Raw genomic sequence first — 19,204 nt, forward strand, 5'->3', positions numbered from 1 at the left:
GGGTTTACCCTTTCTCGTCGCGGTACATTTTTACAAGGAAGATCGTAATGAACACCATCATGATTAGGAACAAGATCACAGCAATCGCGGCGCCGTATCCCATTCTAAAGCCATATTCCGACAGCGATTTTTCATACATATAGAACGACAACACGCGAGAGGAGCCCCATGGACCACCTTGGGTCATGATCGAAATCAGGTCAAAACTGCGCAGCGCACCAATGATCGTCACCACAAAGGCAATAAACGTCGCGGGGCGCAGTTGTGGCAGCACCACATACCACAGCATCTTGATGCCCTTGGCGCCGTCCAAACGGGCCGCTTCGATTTGTTCTGGGTCAACCGCATTGAGGCCGGTCAGATAGAGGATCATACAATAGGCTGTCTGGGGCCAAAGACCCGCGGCAATAATCCCGTAAGTCACAAAGCGTTCGTCGCCAAGAACCGCAATGGGGCCAAGGCCAAAGAGGCCAATAAATTCGTTCATCAAGCCAAAGGTCGGGTCATAGAACCAGCTAAAAACTAAACCCACAACGACTTGCGAGATCACGAAAGGAAAGAAGAAAAGCGATTTATACAGGCGAATTCCGGTGACGGTTTGGTTTAGGAAAAGGGCGATAAACAAGCCCGCCGGAACAGCCAAAAGATAGAGCGTCAGCCAGATGATGTTGTTTTTTAGGGACGTGTAAAAGGCCTCATCGTCCATCAACTCGACATAGTTGCCCATGCCGATGAATTCTTTCTGGCCCAAGCCGTCCCAATCCAAAAAGGAAATCTGGAACGATTGGAAAATCGGAACAATCACGTAAACGAGAAAGAAGAGAATGCCGGGAGCGAGGAAAAGCCAGGGGGTGACTTTTTGTTGATTTCTGCGCCACCAAGGTTTTTTTGGACCTAGTGCGGCTACATCTGCGAGGGCTGAATCCGTCATGACGCGCTTTCGTTTTCCAAGGAGGGGAAAGGGGAAAAGGGGCGAGCGTATTTGGCCCGCCCCTTCCGCGATATTTTATTCGTAAACTTGGCCGCGTGTTTTCTCAAGACGGGCAAGAATTTCGTCAAGATTATCTGGCTTCACCATGAATTCTTGGAAACCTTCCATCCCAGCTTTGGCCATTTCCGCAGGAGCGTCGCGGTCAAAGAACTGCGCAAGACCAGCCGAGTTGGAGAGAACGACAAAACCTTCTTGAAGGAATTTGTCATCGTCAACCGAGCTGTTTTTGTTCACAGGAAGTTGGCCCAATTTGTCCCCAGCATTGATCGCTGTTTGCACGTCAGCAGAAGCAACATATTGAAGGAACGCACGGGCGTTTTCTTTGTTTTTGGCTTGCGACGGGATGTGGAACGTGTCGGTTGGCGCATCTTCCGCCATTGGAACGCCTTCAGTGATCAATGGGAACTGATAGAAGTCCAACTGATCGTCCGTCAGGCCAGCTTCGCGCAATTGCGCAACCGCAAAGTTGCCCATCAAGTAGGAAGCAGCTTCGCCTTTGACCATGAAGGGCAGGGCTTCTTGCCAGCTGTAGGATGTGTGGTTGTCAACGAACGCACCCATGTCGATCAGTTCACGCCAATGCGCGAAAATCTCTTTTACGCGATCATCTTCCCAGCTGATTTTGCCAGCAGTGAGGTCCATGTGGAATTCATAACCGTGGGTCCGCAGCGAGAGATAATCAAACCAGCCACCAGCGGTCCAAAGGTATTTTGTGCCGATTGTGTAGCACTTGATGCCATTGTCGAGAAGGGTTTGGCAGTTCGCCAGCTCTTCTTCCCATGTTTTGGGCTCGGAAAGGCCGAGTTTGTCGAAGATGTCTTTGCGGTAGTAAACGCCCCATTGGTAGTATGTGTAGGGAACGCCGTATTGCTTGCCTTCGATTGTCATCGACGGTTTTGTCGACGCAAGATCGGCGGACATTTCATCGCCCCAAAGGTCGGAAACGTCGTCAAAAAGGCCCGCGTTTACGTAGGGCAACATCCGGTTGCCCGCATACCACGTTGCAACGTCAGGCGCGTCCGCCGTTAAGAAGTTGCGAATTTGTGTTTTATAGGCTTCGCGATCGATAATCGTTGTTTCGATCGTGAGGTCTGGGTTCAAAGCTTGGAAATCGGCAATCATGCCTTCCATCGTTGCGCGGGGCGCAGGGTTGGATGTGTCCAAGAAAATTCTCAGGTCGCCGGTTAGTTCCGCCGACGCAGTGCCTGCAAAGGCTGCAGACGTAAGGAGCGCCGCGAGGGTCGCTTTAATAATAGAACTCATTGTGTCCTCCCAAAGTTCGTATGCTTGTTCCACTATGTGAAACTTAATTCCACATATTGAAACCATGAGGCGAATCAGGTAGGGTTGTCAACAGTTTCTTAAGGTAGAACCTTAGGGAAACTTGGGAGGAAGAGCGAATGGCAGGACAGGGAAGCGGAGACGGAACCGTTGGAAAAGCGCTGGAAGTGCTTGATATGGTTGCGCATTTTGAGCGGCCCATACGATTTTCGGAATTGCTGAACGCCAGCCCCTACCCTAAGGCGACTCTCTACCGACTCATCCAAACCCTCACGAGCCAAAGGATGCTTTCGTTTGATCCGGAAGCGCAAACCTATGCGTTAGGGGTGCGGCTTTTGGGGCTCGCACACGCGGCTTGGGCACAAAGTTCGCTCGCACCACTGGCGCGTCCGTTCATTGATGCACTGTCGCGGTCGGTTGGAGAAACCGTTCACCTAGCGCAACTCGATCATGCGCAGGTGCTTTATGTGGACAAACGCAATGCGCGTGACCCGATCCAAATGTACTCGATGGCAGGGAAAGTGGGCCCCGCCTACTGCACGGGCGTTGGCAAGGCTATGTTGGCGTTCCTTCCGGAGAAAGACCTGGCGGCGCTGCTCCTTCAGCAATCTTACCACCGTTTCACTCCAAAGACCCGATGCGACGACGCTGCTTTGCGTGAAGATCTCGTAGTCATTCGGCAACGAGGCTACGCGTTTGATGACGAGGAGCACGAACCAAACATTATCTGCGTCGCACTTCCCATTCTTACTAAAGGTGGGCGCGTGCTTGGCGGCCTGTCCATAACCAGTTCTACACACCGTAGTAGCCTTTCCGAACTCGAAAAACTCGTACCGAAAATGCAGGAAACCACGAAAAAAATTCAAGAGGTCATGCGGAACTGGCACTTCCCCGATCAAAAAACTCAAACTCAAAAAACAGGATATTCTAAATGTCAGGCGTAATCCTTAAAGATATTATCAAACGGTATGGCGATGTTCAGGTGGTCCACGGCGTTGACCTTCAAATTGAAGATGGCGAATTCTGTGTATTTGTTGGGCCGTCTGGTTGTGGGAAATCCACGTTGTTGCGCATGGTTGCGGGTTTGGAAGAAACCACAAGTGGCGCAATTAGTATCGGCGCGCAGGATGTTACAAATCGAGACCCCGCCGAGCGCGGTGTCGCGATGGTTTTCCAGACATACGCACTTTACCCGCATATGACTGTCGAAGAAAATATGGGTTTTGGGCTTAAGATGACGGGCCACCCAAAGGCGGAGATCAAAGAAAAAGTTTCGGCTGCTTCTAAAATCCTCAAACTCGACGACTACCTTGGCCGCAAACCAAAGGCGCTTTCCGGTGGGCAGCGTCAACGGGTTGCGATTGGTCGCGCAATTGTTCGGGGACCTGAAGTTTTCCTCTTTGACGAACCGCTCTCAAATCTGGACGCAGAGCTTCGGGTGGAAATGCGGGTGGAAATCGCGCGTTTGCACAAAGAAATCGGCGCGACCATGATCTATGTGACGCACGATCAGGTAGAAGCGATGACGCTTGCCGATAAAATTGTTGTGCTGCGCGCTGGGCGGATCGAACAGGTTGGGGCGCCGCTAGAGTTGTACCGCAACCCAGATAACAAATTCGTTGCCGGATTTATTGGCAGCCCCGCGATGAACTTCTTTGATGGCACGGTTTCGGGCGGCGGTGCTTTTGTTCCAGGGATTGGATTAACCGTGTCCACATCGGTTGCGCTCCCAGCGGCCGAAACTGCGGTGATTGTTGGCGTGCGTCCCAACCATATTGTGGTCGATCCTGCAGGGGACACACATACCGTAGATATTACCGAATCCCTAGGCGGCGTGTCGTATGTGTACCTTACGGCCAAGGATGGTAGCCGCCTCATTGTCGAATCTCACGAGGAGGAGCCCGCTCGTTCTGGTGCGACCGTGGGCTTGAAAATTGATGAAACGAGCGCAATGTTCTTTGATGCGCAAACGGAATTGCGCTTTCGTTAACTGTAACAAAAGCTAAGTGAATAGAGGGCTCGCTGGAAAACAGCGGGCCCTTTATTGTTTTTTCTACTCAAATTTTGCCCATGGAAAGCGTGCTGCCCGTTGACAAAGCCCGTCTAGATGTGAATATATTTTAATCATTAAAATAAAGAGCCGACTCGGTTGGGTCGCGCTTGTGGGAGGAATGTCATGTATCTTGGGTTTGACCTCGGCACGTCCGGGCTTCGGACGATTTTGGTTTCCGAGGGTGGGGAAATCCTCGGCTCAGAGGAGGCGCACTATGAGGTGTCGCATCCACATTCTGGGTGGAGTGAACAGGACCCTGCGGCTTGGATTGCGGCCTGTCAGAAAACGCTCATTGCATTACGCGCGGCAAATCCGGCGGCTGTCACAGCAATTAAAGGCATTGGAATTTCGGGCCACATGCATGGCGCGACACTGGTGGACAAAAACGGCGACGTTTTGCGCCCCTGCATGCTGTGGAACGACACGCGAAGTGCTCAAGAGGCCGCCAAAATGGACGGAACCGATGGGTTCCGTGCTCTTTCGGGGAATATTGTGTTCCCTGGCTTTACGGCGCCAAAAGTGGCGTGGGTTGCAAAGCACGAGCCCGAGATTTTCGCCCAAATTCACAAGGTGCTCCTTCCGAAGGATTATCTGCGTTATTGGCTCACGGGCGAATATTTTGGCGATATGTCGGACGCTGCGGGCACCAGCTGGCTGGACGTTGGAAAACGCGCATGGTCCGCGGAACTCCTTGAGAAATCCGGCATGCGGCGGGACCAGATGCCCGACCTTGTGGAAGGAAGTGAAGCTGCAGGTATGTTGCGTTCTTCTCTCGCAAGCGATTGGGGCATAGAAGGCCCTGTAACGGTTGTTGGCGGCGGCGGTGACAATGCTGTGGCGGCCTGTGGTGTTGGGTGCTTTTCCGAAGGCGACGGCTTTGTTTCGCTGGGAACCTCTGGCGTTATTCTTGCCGCGAAGGAAAGCTTTTCCCCGAAACCCGAAAGCGCCGTGCATACATTTTGCCACGCTATTCCAAATACTTGGTACCAAATGGGGGTCATCCTCGCAGCCACGGATTGCATGAACTGGCTGTCAAAAAATCTTGGCCCGTCTCCTGCTGAACTGTCCGGCCTTTTGGGACCCACAATCTCCGGCCCCAGCGACATTCGGTTCTTGCCGTATCTTTCTGGCGAACGCACACCCCATAACGACAGCAGAATCCGCGCGTCCCTTATTGGGATGGATGTTGGTACCGGCCACGCGGAACTCACCCAGGCGGTTATGGAGGGCGTTGGATTTGCCCTTCGTGACAATCTTGAAGCGTTGAAATCAACGGGCACCGACTTGAAACGGGTGCTTGCGATTGGTGGTGGCGCGGCGTCGGAATATTGGGTCGAGATGTTGGCAACCCTGCTTGATATGCCTATCGACCTTCCCGAAGCTGGCGATTTTGGTGCCGCACTTGGCGCGGCCCGCCTCGCGATTGTCGGCGTCACTGGCGCTGATCCCAAAGATGTAATGACCGGCCCTAAAGTGGCCAAAACCGTATCCCCGCGCAGTGAATTTTCCGACGCCTATTCAGAGGCCTACGAAGAATATCGCGCACTCTATCCAGCTATAAAGGCGATTAAAAAATGAGCACAGGTTTTTTCCCCATAGATAAAATTAAATACGAAGGCCCCGACAGCACAAACCCGTTTGCCTTCCGTCATTACAACCCAGATGAGATCCTTTTGGGCAAACGTATGGAAGAGCACCTACGCTTTGCGACGGCCTATTGGCACTCGTTTGCTTGGGAAGGTGGCGACCCCTTTGGGGGCCGCACATTTGACCGTCCTTGGTATCCGCAAGACAACATGGACCTTGCCAAGAAAAAGGCCGACATCGCGTTTGAATTGTTCACAGCTCTTGGCACGCCCTACTATTGTTTCCACGATGCGGATGTGCGTCCAGAAGGCGCAAACTTTGCGGAAAACACAGCGAACCTAAACGCAATTGTTGATATTTTTGAGCAAAAACAAGCTGAGACTGGCGTGAAGCTCCTTTGGGGGACCGCGAACTTGTTTAGCCAAGCACGCTTTATGTCTGGTGCCTCGACCAACCCAGATCCTGATGTGTTTGCCTTTTCTGCTGCAACGATCAAAACCTGTATGGATGCCACAATGCGTCTTGGTGGCGAGAACTATGTTCTTTGGGGCGGTCGTGAAGGCTATGAAACCCTTTTGAACACGGACCTTGGCAAAGAAGATGCGCAAATGGGCCGGATGCTCAACATGGTTGTCGAGTATAAGCACAAGATTGGCTTCAAAGGCGCAATCCTCGTGGAACCAAAACCACAAGAGCCTTCCAAGCATCAATACGATTACGACGCGGCGACGGTTTACGGTTTTCTCAAGCGCCACGGTCTTGAAAATGAAGTGAAGCTAAATCTTGAGCAAGGCCATGCGATCCTCGCTGGCCACAGCTTTGAGCATGAAATCGCAACGGCGACCTCGCTTGGTATCCTTGGGTCCATCGACATGAACCGCAACGATTACCAATCTGGCTGGGACACAGATCAGTTCCCAAATAACGTTCCAGAAGTTGCGCTGGCGTATTACCACATCCTCAAAGATGGTGGCCTGAAAACGGGCGGCACGAACTTTGACGCCAAAGTGCGTCGTCAATCCATTGATCCCGAGGACCTTCTGCATGGTCACATCGGCGGTATGGATATCTGTGCTCGGGGCCTTAAAGCTGCGGCGGCGATTATTGAGGATGGTACTTTGGATAAAGAACTCGCTGACCGTTATGCAGGCTGGGAAGGCGAAGAAGCCCAGAAAATGCTCAAGGGCGAATACTCCCTCGAAGACATCCAAAAATATGTCGAAGCGGCGGATGTGAACCCAAAGGCAAAATCCGGCAAACAAGAATACCTCGAAAACGTTGTAAACCGCTTTGTTTAAAGGGAAGCATGGGATGATGAATTTTCGGAGGCTCCATGATCACACGTAAAACAGTTGCCCGCGCAGAGAATGGCGTGGGCATCGATGAAATCACCCTTGTTGATGGTGCCTCTGAGGTGAAATTCCTGACGGTGGGCGCCGTTACACGCGATTGGCGCGTGTCCCACTTAGGCCAAGAAATCCCTGTCGTTTTGGGACATGAAAACCCTGAAGCCTATTTGCAAAATCCTTATTACTTCGGGGCCATCGCGGGACGTGTTGCAAATCGGGTTGCGGGGGGGCGTTTTGAGTTGCAAGGCAAGGCCTTTCAATGCAGCCAGAACGAGGGGCAGAATATGCTGCACGGGGGGCATGTTGGCCTCGCGAAACGTCTGTTCACGGCAGAAATCGATACCGTCCAGAACCGTGTGTTGTTTACCTATCACTCGCCAGACGGGGAAGAAGGCTTTCCTGCGGCGGTGGATTTTACCTATGCGATTTCGCTGCAAGGCTCGGCTTTGACTTATGAGATGACGGGAACCCCAGACCGCCCGACACCGATTAACCTCGCACAGCACAGCTACTATAATTTGATGGGGCAGGGCGATATTCGGGGCCATCACCTCACGGTTGACGCCGCAAAATATACACCTACGGATTCAGAGAATATCCCTACTGGGGAGGTGCTGCCCGTCACGGATACCCGCTATGATTTTCAGGCGGGCGGTTTGATTTCTTCAGTGGATTCAGCAAAGCAAGGGATGGATATCAACCTGGTTCTGGGGGATGAAAACCCCTCGGTGACACTTGTGGCTCCTAATGGCCTTCGCCTTGAATTGACGACTCAAGAGCCGGGATTGCAGCTTTATACGGGTCACTACGTCAACGAAATGACTGGGCAAAACGGCCAAAAAATAGGCCCGTATTCGGGCGTTTGTCTTGAGGCGCAGCATTTTCCGAACGCCGTTAATCAGATGGGTTTCGATCAGCCGATTGCAACGCCCGACAGTCCCTATTTCCAAAAACTGGTGGTTGATATCCATAGGAAACCCATATGAAACCCATATGTTTTGTTTTCGCATTTTTGGGAACAACAGCACTCGCCGATGTGGCGTCAACACTGCCAACAGCCAACGCGGTTTTTCCTGATCTTGAGACCGCGAATGTGCAACTTGGCCAGTTCCTATTTTATGATCTGATCCTGAGCGGAAACAAAAATATCGCCTGCGCGACGTGCCATCACCCAAGTTTGGGAACGTCGGATGGGGTTTCTCTGGGGATCGGCGAAGGTGGCATTGGGCTTGGAATGAAGCGCATCCATGATCCGAAAAACCCACCCGAAGCGCGCATTCCGCGCAATGCTCCGGCGCTGTGGAATCTCGGTGCCACCGAATTTACCGTGATGTTTCATGACGGACGTATTGAGGCGAGTCCGGATAAGCCAAGCGCCATGCGCACACCGCTTGGTGTTGAAATGGTCACGGGATTTAAGTCGCCCCTTGCGGCGCAGGCGATGTTTCCCGTCCTATCTGCCGACGAAATGGCGGGTCACTATTCGGAAAATGACGTTTCAAAAGCGGTCCGTATGGGCCAAAGCAGCCAAGAAGGTGGTGCGTGGGATATCATCGCTGCGCGGGTTGAGAATATCCCCGAATATCGCGCAATGTTTGACGCCCAAATCGGTAGCGAGACGCCCATCACGTTCCAACACATTGCGAATGTGATTGCCGATTTTATTGCCTTTGAATGGCGCGCCGATGACAGTCTTTTTGATCGTCATTTGCGCGGTGAAGGGGCGCTAGAGGGCGCGGCCCTTTTGGGGATGGAGCTTTTCTATGGGGAGGCGCAATGCGGCACGTGCCACAGTGGTCAGTTCCAAACAGATCACGCGTTTCATGCCATTGCTATGCCGCAACTCGGACCCGGAAAAGCAGCACCATTTGAGAACCATGTAAGGGATACGGGGCGCATGGAGGTGACGGGAAAATCCCAAGATGCCTTTGCTTTTCGCACCCCAAGCTTGCGGAACCTTTCTGTCACGGGGCCTTATGGGCATGCGGGGGCCTATTCGGATTTGCGTGACGTCGTTGAGCACCATTTGTCGCCTGTCGCGTCATTGGAAAACTACGACCCAGCCTTCGCAAGACTCCCAGCGTTTTCGGAAGTTGAGGACTGGCGTATTCAGGCGGACGACAGGGAAGCATCAGATATCGCTGCGGCGTCCGAATTGTCTCCAAATTACGGTTTAACCGATAGCGATATTGATGCGCTCATGGCGTTTCTTGCAACCCTCGACGACACAAAAATGGGACAAGGGCGTTTGGGGATTCCCCAGCGTGTTCCCAGTGGATTGCCGCTTGATTAAAGCGGTTTAAGGCCTTCATCGCGCTGAAAAACAAAGGGCTGGTTCGGTGTGAAATCGTACCACTCGGATGTCGTGTGATCTGGCCAGATGACACGAACGGTTGCAGCTTCGGCCATCCCAAGCCCAAAATGCAACGGTCCCAATTCGCCACCAGCATGTCCGCCACCGATGGTGATTTCACGCGTTTGAACGCTAGCATCCGTTTTTACCTCAACAAAAGCGCCGATGGCATCCCGATTTACGCCAGCCTGTTGAATTTTTAGGCTCACCCAATTTCCGGTATTTGTGGACGTGTTCTGATATAATTCAATGTCCGCCTTGCGGTTATTGACCGCCAAATCAAGCAGCCCGTCGCCATTGAAATCGACAAGCGCCGCGCCGCGACTGCGCACGAGGCTTGCGATGCCTGCGACGTCGCCTTGCTCCGAGAAATTGCCATTCTCGTCTTGGATGAGGAGGTTATTCGGGTCTTCCATGGCCGCGCCCGCCATGCGTTCAACATTGCCTTTGGCGATAAAAATGTCGTCACGTCCGTTGTTTTCGATATCGCCAAAGGCGACGTGCCACCCTGTGCTGGGGCGGCCATCTTCACCCGTGAAGGGACGATGGGCGGTGGTTCCGCGCTCATAGGTGTAGTCGATGAAATTTGGGGTGCCATCGCCTGTGGGGCTTTGTAATTTTTGATCGCCCATGGAGGTGAGGTAGACCTCGGAATACCCGTCGCCAGTCAGGTCGCGGCTTGCGATTCCCATGCCCCAAATCATGTAGTCTTTCCAGCCATCAGCTTGAGTATAAAGCCGTGGTTCGGAGGCCATTTTCCACATTTGCTCAGAGCCACCTTTGACATAATAATGTCGGTCGTTTGAAACTCTCAAATCAGCCTGACCGCTGCGTGACCAATCGGAAAACAAGATGGAAAGGGCGCAAAAACCGGGGGCGAGTTGTGTGGGAGTGGAGTATGTGCCGTCCTTTGGCCGCAAAAGCGTATTTTCATCGCAGGTCCCGAAGGGCCCCTCGGGATCGTCGCGGTCGACGTAGTTTCCAAAGGCCATTGTTGGCAGGGCGTTTGTGCCTTCCCATGTGGCCGAAAACGCTGTGGTCCAAGCGGTATCTGGGATGTAATCAAGGCTGGTGAAAGGCGTAAACGCGCAGTCGCCCAACCCGCGCAGAAAACGGTTTTCCCCGACACGCAAGATCGCCAAATCGATGTGTCCGTCGCTGTCGATATCAATCGGATAAGCGCCTGTTACACCCGTGAGTGCGAGGCTCTCAGGGGTGTTGTCGGAAAAGCTCGGCGTGTCGCCCATTTGGGCGGTGGTGTTGAGGAGCAGAGCGGCAGGAGCTTCTCCACCCGCAGCATAAAGTTCGGGCAACGCGTCATCGTTGCAATCAAACGCGGCAAGACCGCCACCGACATAATGTTCCCACCCACCAACATACTGATGAGGCGGCGCGGGAAGGCGTGTAAATTCAGGAGCGGCAAACGCGGATGTGCTGAGACTTGTAGCAACCACGACGAGGATTTTAGCTTTGTGCATCTTGCGAAATTTTCCGAATTGCATGTTCCGTGACGCCTTCCATGGCATAGGCGGCAGCGCCCTTGGCCCACATCAAATCGCCCCATTTATGGATTTTAACTTGCGGCAGTGGTGCGTCGATCTGGACTACCGATTTTTTCATCACATCAAGAACTTCATCCGCATAAAGATAGTCAAATTGCATCCGTTCGCCAGAGAGAATAATAAGCTCGGGGTCAAAAATATTGACGATATTTGCAAGGCCCATGGCAAACATTGTTCCCGCCCGTTGGAAGATTGATTTGGCGAGGGGATCACCGGCCTTTGCCGCATTGAAAAGCTCTTCGAGTTTCTTTTCCGATGTTTCGTCACCCATGGAGGATGCGACGATGCTTGCCTCGCGCAAAACGGCGTAATCGGCCACATAGGCTTCGAGGCAGCCGCGTTGCCCACAGCGGCAAAGTGCTCCGTTTAGGTGCACTTTTGTGTGGCCAAATTCCGCGCCGCAGCCACGCGTTCCGCGATAGATTTGGCCGTCAATAACGATCCCCATCCCAACCCCATGTTCAATGGTGACCACGATGAAATCGCGGTGGGACTTGCCCATGCCAAAAAGCTGTTCAGCTTTGGCCACGAGGTTGGCATCATTGTCGATAAACACGGGCAGGGGGATGACGTTTTCCAACATGTCTCGCAAATCCACATTGCGCTCGGTCATGGAGGGCGACCAATAAACAAACCCTCGCAACGCATCAATAATGCCCGCAACCCCGACACCCAGCCCAGATAGGTCAGAAATCGAAATTCCTGCCTCAGATGTTGCCGTTTCCAAGGAATGGAGGATGAAATCGACCATATCCTCACCGGAAAGCTGGCTTTTGGGTAGGGGGGTCTCGAACTCGGCAAAGGTATGCCCCTCAAAATCCATGAGCGCCACGGTCGCCGTTTTGTTCGAGACTTTGATGCCGGCAACCCAATGGGCGGCGCCACGGATTTTAAGGGCGACCCGGGGGCGCCCCCGTTTGGTATCGCGTGTCGCTTCATCGACAGCAACTTCTTCGATAAGGCCCGCACTTAACAACTCGCTCGTGATTGAAGTGACCGTCGCGGGGCTGAAGTCGGTGATTTTGGCGATATCGATGCGGGCAATTTCTTCGGCTTTTCGAATAGCGGAAATGACTTGCAACCTGCCTGATTCTCTTTGGTCTGTTGCCGATGAAGTTTTGTCCGATTTTGCCAAGAACTCGCCCCTCCCAGTTAATATGTAGATTTCGAGGGCGCAAGGCTCCCGCAGTCTGCGATATATAGCACCTATAATTTAAGGGTGCAGCTCGCAGTATGAACCAGAATTATTCGAAAGTCGCGTATTTAATTAGACCTCTGAATTTAATAGTGCTAACAATATAACGATCACCGCGATTCTAGTGATTTGCGGGGACAAAAAAATCTTTTGGGAGGATCTAATGAAAAAACTTACTGGATTTGCCGCTGCAGCTATGGTTGTAGCAATGGGCACCACAGCACTGGCCGATGGCGTTGTTGTTGGTGTGAGCTGGTCTAATTTCCAAGAAGAACGTTGGAAAACTGACGAAGCTGCGATTAAAGCTGCTCTTGAAGCTGCTGGCGCGACTTATATCTCCGCAGACGCACAAGCTTCTTCTGCAAAACAGCTTTCGGACATTGAAAACTTGATTGCTCAAGGCGCAAACGCGTTGATCATCTTGGCTCAAGACGCTTCAGCGGTTGGCCCAGCAGTTCAAGCAGCTTCTGACGAGGGTATCCCTGTTGTAGCTTATGACCGTCTGATCGAAGACGACCGTGCTTTCTATCTTACATTCGACAACGTTGAAGTTGGTCGCATGCAAGCGCGCGCGGTTCTCGAAGCTATGCCAAAAGGCAACTACGTTATGATCAAAGGTTCGCCAACTGATCCGAACGCAGACTTCCTTCGTGGCGGCCAGCAAGAGATCATCCAAGCTGCAGTCGACGCTGGCGACATCACAATCGTTGGTGAAGCTTACACCGACGGCTGGGTTCCTGCGAACGCACAACGCAACATGGAGCAAATCCTAACAGCAAACGACAACAAAGTTGACGCTGTTATTGCTTCTAACGACGGTACCGCTGGCGGTGTTGTTGCTGCTTTGACGGCACAAGGCATGGAAGGTCTTCCCGTGTCCGGCCAAGACGGCGACCACGCTGCTCTGAACCGCGTTGCGATGGGCACTCAAACAGTTTCCGTTTGGAAAGATGCACGTGAGCTTGGTAAAGCTGCGGGTGAAATCGCTGTTGCTCTTGCAGAAGACAATATGGCGATGATCGATGGTTCCGCGGATTGGACTTCGCCATCCGGTACGACACTGAAAGCAAAATTCCTTGCTCCAGTGCCTGTGACTGCTGACAACATCAGTGTCGTTTTGGACGCTGGTTGGATTTCTAAAGAAGCTCTCTGCGCCGGTTCTGAACTCGCAGCCTGTAACTAAGATAATCCGTTCCCCCAGTCGTTCTGGCTGGGGGAACATTTAAAAATTTTCCTAACATCGCATTTATCTGATATTGTGGTCCCATGCACGGGATACACAACATTTTGCGATAGATGGGTTGTTTGTCGCTCGGGAGAGGCGCAATATATGAAAGATTCAGCGAAAAAATTCGTGAACAACGTGGGACTCGATCCTCGCCTGCTAGGGATGATTGGTGCGCTTGTTGTTCTGTGGGTGGTTTTTGACTTGTGGACGGGAGGACGTTTTCTAACGCCGCGCAACTTGTTCAATATTTCAGTCCAAACGTCGTCTGTCGCCATCATGGCCACCGGTATGGTTTTCGTAATCGTGACGCGCAATATCGACCTTTCGGTCGGTTCGATGCTTGGCTTTATCGGTATGACCGTTGCCGCCCTTCAAGTGCACGTGTTGCCCGAGTATTTGGGCCTTGGGAATGGGTCCATTTGGTTGATTGCGGTTGTTGCTGCGGTTCTTATGGGGCTGGTTATTGGCGGCATCCAAGGCTGGGTCGTTGGTTATCTGACCGTACCCGCCTTTATCGTCACACTCGGTGGGTTGCTCATTTTTCGCGGTGCGATGTGGTGGGTTACGCAGGGGCAAACTGTTGCGCCACTTGACCCTACATTCAAGCTTCTTGGCGGGGGTGCGGATGGGACATTGGGCGAGAAGCTAAGTTGGGGCTTCGGTCTTTTCGCTTCTTTCGTCGCTGTTGCCATGATCCTTATGAGCCGTCGTCGCAAATCGAACCATGGATTTGTCGTCAAGCCAGCATGGGCCGAAGGGACACTTATCGCAATCGCGGTTGGGCTAACTTTGGGTTTTGTCTGGGCACTGAACTCTTATGAAATCGCTGGAGGTGCGCGGGAACGGGTCGCTGAACAACGTGGGCTGGTGTTGACGGATACATTGTCGCTCAACCACGGTGTCGCAATTCCAGTCGTCATCCTTTTGTTGGTAACGGTCGGCATGACATTTATTTCAAAACGCACACGTTTTGGCCGCTATGTCTATGCAACCGGTGGCAACCCTGAGGCCGCCGAGCTTTCTGGAATCAACACACGCATGCTGACAGTCAAAGTTTTTGCGCTCATGGGCGCGCTGACTGGCTTGTCTGCGGTGGTCGCTTCGGCGCGGCTTGGATCGGTTGATGTCGGGCTTGGAACGCTGGACGAATTGCGCGTTATCGCGGCGGCCGTTATTGGCGGCACAGCACTCGCGGGTGGTTTCGGAACGATTTACGGCGCCGTCATTGGGGCCGCAATCATGCAGACATTGCAATCGGGCATGGCATCCGTTGGCGTCGATGCACCGTTGCAAAACATGGTCGTAGGCTTTGTCCTCGTGTTAGCTGTGTATGTGGACATCGTATATCGTCGTAAAGTCGGCGTTTAAGGGAGGAAACAAGAAATGACAGATAAAACACCTCTCGTAGAGATGAAGAACATCTCGATTTCCTTTGGCGGTGTCAAAGCAGTTGATGATGTTTCGGTTGATCTCTACCCAGGCGAAGTTGTGGGCCTATTGGGGCACAACGGCGCGGGTAAGTCGACCTTGATCAAAATCCTTTCGGGCGCATATCACGCCAATTCGGGAGAAATTTGGGTCGAGGGCAAAAAGGCGACGATCAACAATCCTCGCGATGCGCGCCACTATAACATCGAAACGATCTACCAAACGCTCGCGCTGGCGGATAATCTCGATGCGGCGTCCAACTTGTTCTTGGGCCGTGAATTGGTCACTGCTTTCGGCACGGTCGACGATGACCATATGGAAGCCGAGACTCGCAAGATCATGTCGCGTTTGAATCCAAACTTCGCCAAGTTCGACAGCCCTGTGTCCGCACTCTCTGGCGGGCAACGTCAGTCGGTTGCGATCGCGCGCGCCGTGTATTTCAACGCGCGTATCCTAATTATGGATGAGCCAACTGCTGCTCTTGGGCCGCAAGAAACCAAAATGGTTGCCGAGCTTATCCAACAGCTCAAGTCCGAAGGCATCGGGATTTTTCTGATTAGCCACGACATCCACGATGTAATGCAACTTTGTGATCGTGCAAGCGTTATGCAGCACGGGAAACTTGTTGGCACCGTGGATGTGGATAGCGTAACCGATGAGGATCTGCTTGGGATGATTATTCTAGGTAAACATCCCCACGAAAAAGCCGAAGCTTAATCCAAAACGCTATTGTTTAACGGCGGTCCGCTAAGCTTGGGCCGCCGTTACTTTTTGGAAAGTGGTAATGTTTTTGGCCACAACCATATGCGCGCTGGCTTGGCTGAAGGCCTTGAAATGTGCGCTGGCGAGGTGCACGTCAAAACCCGCGGCATCATCATAAACTTCATACAGGAAGAAGAGGGACGTATTTGACGGGTCTGTGCAGACGTCAAAGTGCTGGCAAGCTACCTCGTCCCTTACAGACGCTGCGGCGTTGTGTTCGATGAGCGCGGCGAAGTCATTTACGAACTCGTCGGCGACGGTAAAAGATACGGTTACGGCAAACATATAAGCCTCCTAAAGGGATTGTTTCTGACCTGTTTCGGCGGACCTATAGGCCGCTTGTGTCGCAAGTATGACGCTTAAATAGTCTTCGGCGGTATTCTCGAAAGGCACTCGACGCGCGCGGGCTTCTACGATGTGCTCACAGAGGGCCTGAACGCACCCGCCGCCAAAACGTGCTTCGTCAACAGGGGCGGTGACGGCAATATTAACGGCCTCGTTCTCGCCAAAAGCACGAAAGGAAATCTCCCCCATACCAGAGAGGCGCAGGGTTCCTTTTTCGCCCTCGATTTCCATTTCTCCCATGGTGCGCCTTGGTGAATCCGTTGCGTGATCCATGAGGCGATTTCCGTCAAATACGGCGCGTGTTCCGTTTTCGTGGTGGGCGATCAAAATGCCTGCATCTTCGCCTTTTATCGCGGGGTTCAGCCGCACCAAATCGGCATAAATCGAGGAGATCGGGCCAAAGAAATACTGAAACAGGTCGACAAAATGGACACCTGTTTCATGGATGAGCAATCGCGACATGCTCTGAAACGCGGGCTGGCGGGAAAGATAGGCATCAGGGCCGCGTCCATCTCCGGGTCGAAGGGCAAAACGCGCCTGATAAATTTCACCAAGGAGCCCCGTATCCAAGGCCGTTTTGATCGCGCGGTGCCACGGTTGGAAACGGAAATTCTCGTGTATAATCAATGTACAACTGCGGGTTTTCGCAAATTCGCACACGGCCTTTGCCTCTTCATATGACGTGCAAAAGGGCTTCTGGCAAATCAGGATGCGGCCAGATTTTGCGAATTGCTCAACCAGCGCTTTGTGTGCCGGAGGTGGCGCAACCAGATCGACGATATCGAGGTCTTGATCTGCCAATCCCGCAGCCGACCGAGCGCCCGCAACGTCGTACTTTGCGGCAACCTCTTGTGTTCGAGCGGGGTCGAGATCAAAGATGCCCGCGAGGGTCGTGGAGGGGATGTCGCGCCATGCGTCTAGGTGAAACTGGCTAAAATATCCGAGGCCCACAACCCCGACGCGCAGGTTTGTCATTTGGGCAATTCACCGATAATTTTGATAAGTTCTTCAGTGACTGCGATGGTGCCCATGTCGCCCCCAAACTCCATCGGGCGCAGGCGGTTTTGGGCAAAGCCCGCGTCCACGGCGGCGTCGATTAGGGCGCCTGCCGCTTCATAGTTTTCGGTTTGGGTTTTGGTCGCGATATAGTCCAGCATGAGGCCCGCTGACAGGATCGCTGCAAGTGGGTTTGCTTTATCTTGACCCATGATGTCGGGTGCCGAGCCGTGCGCGGGTTGGAACAGGCCAATGGTTTCGCCGATTTCCCCACAAGACGCCATTCCCATGCCGCCAACAAGGCCACCAGCGAGGTCGCTCAGAATATCGCCAAACATGTTTTCCATCACCATGACGTCAAAGTTCCAAGGTTGGCGCACAAGGTCAAGCGCCATCGCGTCAACATAGTTGTAGGAGACATTTACATCTGGATAGCGAACCTTGGTTTCATCGAAAATCTGACGGAAAAATGCTTGGCTGGTAAAGACGTTCGCCTTATCCACGCAGGTTAGATTTCCCGATTTTCCACGCGCTCGCCGCTTTTCAGCCAGCTTGAATCCAAATTCATGCAGCTTTTCCGTCGTTGCCCGTGTGATCCGCATGATGTCGCGCACTTCGACGTTTGGGATGATTTCGGACCGTTTGTGGACGGCAGCGGAGTAAAACAACCCTTCGGTGCTTTCGCGCAAAATGATCATATCGATACCAGCTGCGCGTGGGTCTGCGAGGCGCTGGGGGGCGTTCGGATAGGCCTTAATCGGGCGCACACCTGCGTAAAGTTGATACCGATCCCGCAAGCGTAAGTGCGGCGAAACCTCTGTTCCGTCTTCTTGGCGGATGGAGGGAAGACCAATGGCGCCAAGAAAAATTGCATCGGCCTCGCCAGCTTTTTCTTCGCCACCCGGTTCGATGTCCAAACCAGTTTGCGCAAAGTATCCTGCACCAGCCGCAATTTCTTGCACCTTGGGCGCAATCGCTCCGCAACGAAGGAGCGCAGTATCCATAACCGCAAAAGCCGATTCCGCGACGTCCACGCCAATACCATCGCCTTTAATCAGAGAAATTGTTGGAATATGCGCCATGTTCGTCCTTTGGGTTTTAGGTGTTTACCCGTTTTACGGATTTGATAATAAATACATTATTAAACTCATTAATGCGATTGCACAAGATTATCAATTGGGTAAACTGAAAAATGTGGAACTTTTTAGAGTTTGAAAGCGGGAAATGAGGCCGAAATGAGCACCAAGTGGAATGTCTTCGCAATAAAATACGCTGAGCGGAACACGCGAACACGCGCGGATAGTTTTATTTTCGACGATCATCCTGCTGCGCAACATGGGATGGACTATTTCGTGTGGTTATTGACGGATGGTGTGCGCAATATTTTGGTCGATACGGGGTATGATGAGGCCGAGGGAAAGCGCCGCGACCGTCCGATCCTGCGCGATCCTGCGCTTGCGCTAGAGGCGTTGAATATCTCCGCCGAGTGTATCGATACGGTTATCATTACCCATCTTCACTATGACCACGCGGGGGGATTGGATCGATATCCGAACGCGCAATTCCACCTGCAAGAGATCGAAATGGGCTTTGCGACAGGGCCATGTATGTGTGATCCCACGCTGCAAATGCCCTATACCGCCGAGCATGTCTGCGACATGGTGCGCCACGTTTTTTCGGGGCGCGTTGTGTTCCATAAGGGAGACGGCGAGGTTGCTTCGGGGGTCACTGTGCACCGGATCGGTGGGCATTCGCGCGGCTTACAAGCGGTTCGGGTCGAGACCGAGAACGGCCCGTTGTGTTTGGCATCGGATGCCACGCATTACTACGAGAATTTTTTAAACCGCAAGCCGTTTCCGATTGTCGTGGACGTCGAGGATATGGTGATGGGCTTTGACAAGATCACGGCCTTGGCGGCGGGCGAAAAAACGCGGGTTATCCCCGGGCATGATCCACTGGTGCGCGATTACTACCCTGAGGTGGGGACGTCGGGGTTTGTTTGGCGGTTGGATTCTGGCCGCGTTTAGAACGTGAAAAGGGCGCCGCGTACATGTTGTACGGCGCCCTCTTTGTT

Annotated in this window: 17 protein-coding genes; 10 read left to right on the top strand and 7 right to left on the bottom strand. The window is 52.8% G+C overall.

Features of this window, described 5'->3' with window-relative positions:
- Positions 1–4: 4 nt before the first annotated feature.
- On the bottom strand, positions 5–931 hold the full coding sequence (locus tag AB9F26_RS01585) for a sugar ABC transporter permease (protein ID WP_335585258.1): 927 nt from the start codon (positions 929–931) through the stop codon (positions 5–7).
- 75 nt (positions 932–1,006) lie between these two features.
- A complete protein-coding gene (locus AB9F26_RS01590; protein ID WP_335585259.1) occupies positions 1,007–2,254 on the bottom strand; it encodes an ABC transporter substrate-binding protein in 1,248 nt (415 codons plus the stop codon).
- A gap of 137 nt (positions 2,255–2,391) precedes the next feature.
- Between AB9F26_RS01590 and AB9F26_RS01595 the strand changes: the two genes are divergently transcribed.
- From AB9F26_RS01595 to AB9F26_RS01620, 6 genes are all read left to right on the top strand, one after another.
- Positions 2,392–3,216 carry an IclR family transcriptional regulator gene (locus AB9F26_RS01595; RefSeq protein WP_335585260.1) on the top strand — a complete coding sequence of 275 codons (825 nt, stop codon included), beginning with the start codon at positions 2,392–2,394 and terminating at the stop codon, positions 3,214–3,216.
- Positions 3,204–4,262 (top strand): sn-glycerol-3-phosphate ABC transporter ATP-binding protein UgpC, encoded by a 1,059-nt coding sequence (locus AB9F26_RS01600; protein ID WP_335585261.1) that lies wholly within the window; start codon positions 3,204–3,206, stop codon positions 4,260–4,262. Before AB9F26_RS01595 ends, AB9F26_RS01600 begins: the two co-directional genes overlap by 13 nt.
- Before the next feature lie 186 nt (positions 4,263–4,448).
- Entirely contained in the window at positions 4,449–5,903 is a 1,455-nt protein-coding gene (gene xylB, locus AB9F26_RS01605) for a xylulokinase (protein ID WP_335585262.1), read from the top strand.
- Positions 5,900–7,210: a xylose isomerase gene (xylA, locus tag AB9F26_RS01610; protein WP_369767124.1), complete on the top strand. Its 1,311-nt coding sequence runs from the start codon at positions 5,900–5,902 to the stop codon at positions 7,208–7,210. The genes xylB and xylA overlap by 4 nt, the downstream gene beginning before the upstream one ends.
- Positions 7,211–7,245: 35 nt before the next feature.
- Positions 7,246–8,247 (top strand): aldose epimerase family protein, encoded by a 1,002-nt coding sequence (locus AB9F26_RS01615; RefSeq protein ID WP_369767125.1) that lies wholly within the window; start codon positions 7,246–7,248, stop codon positions 8,245–8,247.
- The gene (locus tag AB9F26_RS01620) at positions 8,244–9,554 is read left to right on the top strand and encodes a cytochrome c peroxidase (RefSeq protein WP_335585265.1); all 1,311 of its coding nucleotides are present in this window, start codon (positions 8,244–8,246) and stop codon (positions 9,552–9,554) included. The genes AB9F26_RS01615 and AB9F26_RS01620 overlap by 4 nt, the downstream gene beginning before the upstream one ends.
- On the opposite strand, the gene AB9F26_RS01625 is transcribed toward AB9F26_RS01620, so the two are convergent.
- Together AB9F26_RS01625 and AB9F26_RS01630 are read right to left on the bottom strand one after the other, a co-directional pair.
- Complete coding sequence (locus AB9F26_RS01625; protein WP_369767126.1) at positions 9,551–11,116, bottom strand: CRTAC1 family protein; 1,566 nt, start codon at positions 11,114–11,116, stop codon at positions 9,551–9,553. The two genes, AB9F26_RS01620 and AB9F26_RS01625, sit on opposite strands and share 4 nt — an antisense overlap.
- The gene (locus tag AB9F26_RS01630) at positions 11,079–12,311 is read right to left on the bottom strand and encodes an ROK family protein (RefSeq protein ID WP_335585267.1); all 1,233 of its coding nucleotides are present in this window, start codon (positions 12,309–12,311) and stop codon (positions 11,079–11,081) included. Before AB9F26_RS01630 ends, AB9F26_RS01625 begins: the two co-directional genes overlap by 38 nt.
- Before the next feature lie 223 nt (positions 12,312–12,534).
- On the opposite strand from AB9F26_RS01630, the gene xylF reads away from it, so the two are divergent.
- The 3 genes from xylF to AB9F26_RS01645 all read left to right on the top strand — a co-directional run bounded on the left by xylF (position 12,535) and on the right by AB9F26_RS01645 (position 15,744).
- Positions 12,535–13,554 carry a D-xylose ABC transporter substrate-binding protein gene (xylF, locus tag AB9F26_RS01635; RefSeq protein WP_335585268.1) on the top strand — a complete coding sequence of 340 codons (1,020 nt, stop codon included), beginning with the start codon at positions 12,535–12,537 and terminating at the stop codon, positions 13,552–13,554.
- A 147-nt stretch (positions 13,555–13,701) separates the two neighbouring features.
- Complete coding sequence (locus AB9F26_RS01640; protein WP_369767127.1) at positions 13,702–14,967, top strand: sugar ABC transporter permease; 1,266 nt, start codon at positions 13,702–13,704, stop codon at positions 14,965–14,967.
- A 15-nt stretch (positions 14,968–14,982) separates the two neighbouring features.
- Positions 14,983–15,744 carry an ATP-binding cassette domain-containing protein gene (locus AB9F26_RS01645; RefSeq protein WP_039000704.1) on the top strand — a complete coding sequence of 254 codons (762 nt, stop codon included), beginning with the start codon at positions 14,983–14,985 and terminating at the stop codon, positions 15,742–15,744.
- Positions 15,745–15,774: 30 nt separating this feature from the next.
- Here AB9F26_RS01645 and AB9F26_RS01650 read toward each other — a convergent pair whose 3' ends face one another.
- From AB9F26_RS01650 to AB9F26_RS01660, 3 genes are read right to left on the bottom strand one after another with little or no spacing between them, the layout of a single operon-like run.
- Positions 15,775–16,074: a putative quinol monooxygenase gene (locus AB9F26_RS01650; RefSeq protein WP_369767128.1), complete on the bottom strand. Its 300-nt coding sequence runs from the start codon at positions 16,072–16,074 to the stop codon at positions 15,775–15,777.
- A 9-nt stretch (positions 16,075–16,083) separates the two neighbouring features.
- Positions 16,084–17,109, bottom strand: a complete 1,026-nt coding sequence (locus AB9F26_RS01655) for a Gfo/Idh/MocA family protein (RefSeq protein WP_369767129.1) — start codon at positions 17,107–17,109, stop codon at positions 16,084–16,086.
- Entirely contained in the window at positions 17,106–18,212 is a 1,107-nt protein-coding gene (locus tag AB9F26_RS01660) for an isocitrate/isopropylmalate dehydrogenase family protein (protein ID WP_369767130.1), read from the bottom strand. The genes AB9F26_RS01655 and AB9F26_RS01660 overlap by 4 nt, the downstream gene beginning before the upstream one ends.
- Before the next feature lie 153 nt (positions 18,213–18,365).
- Here AB9F26_RS01660 and AB9F26_RS01665 point away from each other — a divergent pair, with 153 nt between their 5' ends.
- The gene (locus AB9F26_RS01665; RefSeq protein ID WP_369767131.1) at positions 18,366–19,157 is read left to right on the top strand and encodes an N-acyl homoserine lactonase family protein; all 792 of its coding nucleotides are present in this window, start codon (positions 18,366–18,368) and stop codon (positions 19,155–19,157) included.
- The last annotated feature ends 47 nt before the right edge of the window (positions 19,158–19,204 follow it).

Origin of the sequence: Falsihalocynthiibacter sp. BN13B15, from assembly GCF_041205415.1 — a bacterium.
In the GTDB taxonomy this organism is placed as follows: Bacteria; Pseudomonadota; Alphaproteobacteria; order Rhodobacterales; family Rhodobacteraceae; genus Falsihalocynthiibacter; species Falsihalocynthiibacter arcticus.

Excerpts from the sequence above, each read along its gene's own strand:
- AB9F26_RS01615 (WP_369767125.1), top strand. The coding sequence starts at position 7,246 with ATGATCACACGTAAAACAGTTGCCCGCGCAGAGAATGGCGTGGGCATC.
- AB9F26_RS01595 (WP_335585260.1), top strand. The coding sequence starts at position 2,392 with ATGGCAGGACAGGGAAGCGGAGACGGAACCGTTGGAAAAGCGCTGGAA.
- AB9F26_RS01665 (WP_369767131.1), top strand. The coding sequence starts at position 18,366 with ATGAGCACCAAGTGGAATGTCTTCGCAATAAAATACGCTGAGCGGAAC.
- AB9F26_RS01655 (WP_369767129.1), bottom strand. The coding sequence starts at position 17,109 with ATGACAAACCTGCGCGTCGGGGTTGTGGGCCTCGGATATTTTAGCCAG.
- AB9F26_RS01620 (WP_335585265.1), top strand. The coding sequence starts at position 8,244 with ATGAAACCCATATGTTTTGTTTTCGCATTTTTGGGAACAACAGCACTC.
- AB9F26_RS01590 (WP_335585259.1), bottom strand. The coding sequence starts at position 2,254 with ATGAGTTCTATTATTAAAGCGACCCTCGCGGCGCTCCTTACGTCTGCA.
- AB9F26_RS01660 (WP_369767130.1), bottom strand. The coding sequence starts at position 18,212 with ATGGCGCATATTCCAACAATTTCTCTGATTAAAGGCGATGGTATTGGC.
- AB9F26_RS01585 (WP_335585258.1), bottom strand. The coding sequence starts at position 931 with ATGACGGATTCAGCCCTCGCAGATGTAGCCGCACTAGGTCCAAAAAAA.
- xylF (WP_335585268.1), top strand. The coding sequence starts at position 12,535 with ATGAAAAAACTTACTGGATTTGCCGCTGCAGCTATGGTTGTAGCAATG.
- AB9F26_RS01640 (WP_369767127.1), top strand. The coding sequence starts at position 13,702 with ATGAAAGATTCAGCGAAAAAATTCGTGAACAACGTGGGACTCGATCCT.
- AB9F26_RS01645 (WP_039000704.1), top strand. The coding sequence starts at position 14,983 with ATGACAGATAAAACACCTCTCGTAGAGATGAAGAACATCTCGATTTCC.
- xylA (WP_369767124.1), top strand. The coding sequence starts at position 5,900 with ATGAGCACAGGTTTTTTCCCCATAGATAAAATTAAATACGAAGGCCCC.
- AB9F26_RS01625 (WP_369767126.1), bottom strand. The coding sequence starts at position 11,116 with ATGCAATTCGGAAAATTTCGCAAGATGCACAAAGCTAAAATCCTCGTC.
- xylB (WP_335585262.1), top strand. The coding sequence starts at position 4,449 with ATGTATCTTGGGTTTGACCTCGGCACGTCCGGGCTTCGGACGATTTTG.
- AB9F26_RS01650 (WP_369767128.1), bottom strand. The coding sequence starts at position 16,074 with ATGTTTGCCGTAACCGTATCTTTTACCGTCGCCGACGAGTTCGTAAAT.
- AB9F26_RS01600 (WP_335585261.1), top strand. The coding sequence starts at position 3,204 with ATGTCAGGCGTAATCCTTAAAGATATTATCAAACGGTATGGCGATGTT.